This window comes from Micromonospora craterilacus (assembly GCF_003236315.1).
In the GTDB taxonomy this organism is placed as follows: Bacteria; Actinomycetota; Actinomycetes; order Mycobacteriales; family Micromonosporaceae; genus Micromonospora; species Micromonospora craterilacus.
This window is the reverse complement of sequence record NZ_POTY01000395.1, coordinates 1-3,304: the sequence shown is the minus strand read 5'-3', so window position 1 is coordinate 3,304 and position 3,304 is coordinate 1. Positions and strand designations below refer to the sequence as shown.

Below are 3,304 nucleotides of genomic sequence, written 5' to 3'. Positions count from 1 at the left end.
AGATGTTTATAAGAGACAGGTTCAGCGACGCGGTCGAGGTGGTCGGCCCGGTGCGGGCGGAGATCCACCTGCGCAGCGAGCTGAGCTACCTGGACGTCTTCGTGCGACTGTGCGACGTGGACCGCCGGGGTCGCTCCTGGAACGTCTGCGACGGGCTGGTCCGGCTCGACCCGCAGCGCTTCCCGGCCGACGCCACGGGTGCGGTCGTGGTGCCGGTGGAGCTGTGGCCCACCGCCCACCGCTTCGCCGCCGGCCACCGGCTGCGGGTGCAGGTCTCCGGCGGCGCCCACCCCCGGTACGCGCGCAACCCCGGCACCGGCGAACCCCTCGGCGCGGCCGTCACACTCCGTGGTGGATATCGGGAGATCGTCCACGATCCCGATCATCCGTCCGCAGTGGTCCTACCGGTCGTCCACTCTGCCTCACAGCCTTTTCCAAGGTGAACAATGCGCCTCTGACCTGGGCATTCATCTGAGAGCGGGTTATCGTGGGGGCACGCCCGGCGCTGTGCACCCGATGGCCGGGCTCGCCTGTGAGGCCTCCCCACCGCGTACGCGGTGTCACCGTCGTGCCCGGCTCACGACGAGACCGCTGAGGGGGACCCATGACGCGGGCACCGGCAAACCTACTGGCCGTCCGCCGCCTACTGCTCGACCATCTCAATCGCGACCCCAACCGGGTACGCGACGAGGACCTCGAACCCAGCGAGGTCGGCATCGTCGGTGATGCCAACCACCGTGGTGGCTACCACTGCGGATCCGACCGGGTCGTCCCGAACGACTACTCCGTGGTGGAGTCGCCCCGGGACCGCAACGGCCTGACCCTCGACGCCGCCGCCCTGGACGTGGGCATGTTCCGGGTCAGTGCCGACGGAAGCAACCACGACCTGATCACCTTCTCGACCTGGTGCGTGGCGCAGTGCGTCGCCAACGCCCCGGACACCCGGGACCTGCGCGAGATCATCTACTCGCCGGACGGCAAGGTGGTCCGGCGTTGGGACCGGCTCGGTCGGCGTACCACCGGCGACCGCTCCCACCTGTGGCACACCCACTTCAGTTTCTTCCGCGACTCGATCAAGGCGAACCGCGACCAGACCCCGCTGTTCCGCCGCTACCTGAGCACCATCGGCCTACTGAAGCAGGAGGAGCCCGACATGACACCCGAGGAGCACAACTGGCTGCAGACCGTGTACCGCAATCTCACCGTCCTCGACGGGCGTAACCCGGTCGGGCAGATCTACACCCGGATGGCCATGGGCGAGGATCACACCGACCCGAAGTTCCGGGTCTCGCACCCGACGCTGCGCAGCCTCGGCTCCCAGCTCACCGCGCTTCAGACGGCGCTGGACGCGCTGTCGAAGAAGGACTTCACCGACGAGCAGGCGATCATCGCCGGGGTGCTCGCCGGCCTGACCCCCGAGCAGATCGCCGCGGCGATTCCGCCCACCGTCGCGCAGCAGGTGGTGGAGGAGTTGGGTCGACGCCTGGCCGCCTGACCGGTGCCGGCCGAGCGCGGCAGGGTTACGTGGCGGCGGCCACCCGGCCGCCGCCACCCCGGCACGGGTTACATCGGGCGGACGTTGTCCGCCTGCGGCCCCTTCTGACCCTGGGTCACGTCGAACTCGACCTTCTGACCCTCGGTCAGCTCCCGGTAGCCACTTGACGCGATCGCCGAGTAGTGGACGAAGACGTCCGGTCCACCACCATCCTGCTCAATGAAGCCGAAGCCCTTTTCCGAGTTGAACCACTTAACGGTGCCGGTTGCCATGCGTTCTCTCCCTGTTCCATGCGGGCGACCGTCGGCTCCGCGCCGGTGATCGCCCAATACCCCCACGACAGTAACCGGTGGGAGGCGTGTTTGCGGGCCGAAGCGCCTCAGGTGGTGGCGGGATGGCGTACGTCCCGGGTCGGACCGGAATCAGGGATGACCCCGAGTGTGTCCTGGCGAACGTCGGGAGGAAACCCGATATCCGCGCCGGCGGCCAGGCCATAGCGTACGAGGCATGTCAGACCAGCTGGCCCAGGTCGGAGAACTTCCCGTCGCCCTGCTGATGGGGGTGCTCGGGGTGGTCATGATCTTCGACGCGGTGCCGCTGTTCGGCGTTCTGGTCCCCGGAGACGTCGCGGTGCTCGCCGCGGTGGCGGTCGGCAGTCCCACCACCGGGCTGGCCACCTTCGTCGCCGTGGTCACCGGCTGCCTCGCCGGCTGGTCGCTGAGCTTCCTGGTCGGCCGGCGGTGGGGCGACCGGCTGCGGCACAGCCGCTTCGGCGGCTGGGTCGGTGAGGCCCGGTGGGGAGCGGCCGAGCGCATCCTGCGCCGCGACGGCGGGCGGCTGGTGCTGGTCGCGCCATTCCTGCCGGTGTTCAACGCGTTGCTGCCCCTGGCGGCCGGCGGCCTGCACATGTCGTACCGGCGCTTCCTCGGCTTCGCGGCGCTCGGCGCGGGCGCCTGGGCCGGGCTCTACCTGGCGGTCGGCCTTGCGTCGCGGTCGCTGGCCGGGCTGCTCCCGGCCGGGGCGAGCCCACTGCTGGTCACGATGGTCGGGGGCCTGCTGCTCGCCGCGCTGGTGCTGCTCAGCACCCGGCGCCGGCTGCGTACGATCACCGACTGACCCCCGCCATCGGACCGATCACCAGCCGCGGGCCCGCCACTCGGCGAGGTGCGGGCGCTCCGCGCCGAGCGTCGAGTCCCGGCCGTGCCCCGGGTAGAACCAGGTCTCGTCCGGCAGCCGGTCGAACAGTTTGTGCTCGACGTCGTCGATGAGTTCGGCGAAGCGCTCCGGGTCCCGATCGGTGTTGCCCACCCCACCCGGAAAGAGACTGTCGCCAGTGAACAGGTGCGGAACGCCGGCCGGATCCCGGTAGAGCAACGCCACCGAACCCGGCGTGTGCCCCCTGAGGTGGATGACCTCCAGCGCACAGTCGCCGACCGGCACGAGGTCGCCGTCGGCCAGGGTCTGTGCCTCGATCGGCAGCCCGGCCGCGTCGTCGGCGTGCACCAGCGCACCGGCGCCGGTCTTGGCGACCACCTCCTCCAACCCCACCCAGTGGTCCATGTGCTGGTGGGTGGTGACCACCGCGCGTAGCCCCGCGTCCCCGATCAGCTCCAACAGGCGGGGTGCCTCGTTGGCCGCGTCGATCAGCACCTGGTCACCGGTGCTCCGGCAGCGCAGCAGGTACGCGTTGTTGTCCATCGGCCCGACCGACACCTTGGTGATGGTCAGCTGGTCGAGCTCGCGTACGGCCGGCGGGCCGCCGGGGGTGACATCTCCGCTGTAGGTCATGGCTCCCTAGATCCATTCGGG

General features: G+C 70.1%; 5 protein-coding genes. 3 read left to right on the top strand and 2 right to left on the bottom strand.

From position 1 onward, the window contains the following. Together C1I95_RS32900 and C1I95_RS32895 are read left to right on the top strand one after the other, a co-directional pair. Positions 1–443, top strand: a 443-nt coding sequence (locus tag C1I95_RS32900) for a CocE/NonD family hydrolase (RefSeq protein ID WP_146605934.1), incomplete at its 5' end; no start/stop codon positions are given. Between the two features lie 161 nt (positions 444–604). Beyond that, positions 605–1,495 carry a hypothetical protein gene (locus C1I95_RS32895; protein WP_111219893.1) on the top strand — a complete coding sequence of 297 codons (891 nt, stop codon included), beginning with the start codon at positions 605–607 and terminating at the stop codon, positions 1,493–1,495. A gap of 68 nt (positions 1,496–1,563) precedes the next feature. Here C1I95_RS32895 and C1I95_RS32890 read toward each other — a convergent pair whose 3' ends face one another. After that, on the bottom strand, positions 1,564–1,767 hold the full coding sequence (locus C1I95_RS32890) for a cold-shock protein (RefSeq protein ID WP_111219891.1): 204 nt from the start codon (positions 1,765–1,767) through the stop codon (positions 1,564–1,566). 235 nt (positions 1,768–2,002) lie between these two features. Between C1I95_RS32890 and C1I95_RS32885 the strand changes: the two genes are divergently transcribed. Continuing rightward, positions 2,003–2,611, top strand: coding sequence for a DedA family protein (locus C1I95_RS32885; RefSeq protein ID WP_111219888.1), 609 nt, complete (start codon positions 2,003–2,005; stop codon positions 2,609–2,611). Between the two features lie 18 nt (positions 2,612–2,629). Here C1I95_RS32885 and C1I95_RS32880 read toward each other — a convergent pair whose 3' ends face one another. After that, positions 2,630–3,283 (bottom strand): MBL fold metallo-hydrolase, encoded by a 654-nt coding sequence (locus tag C1I95_RS32880; RefSeq protein WP_111219886.1) that lies wholly within the window; start codon positions 3,281–3,283, stop codon positions 2,630–2,632. Positions 3,284–3,304 lie beyond the last annotated feature (21 nt).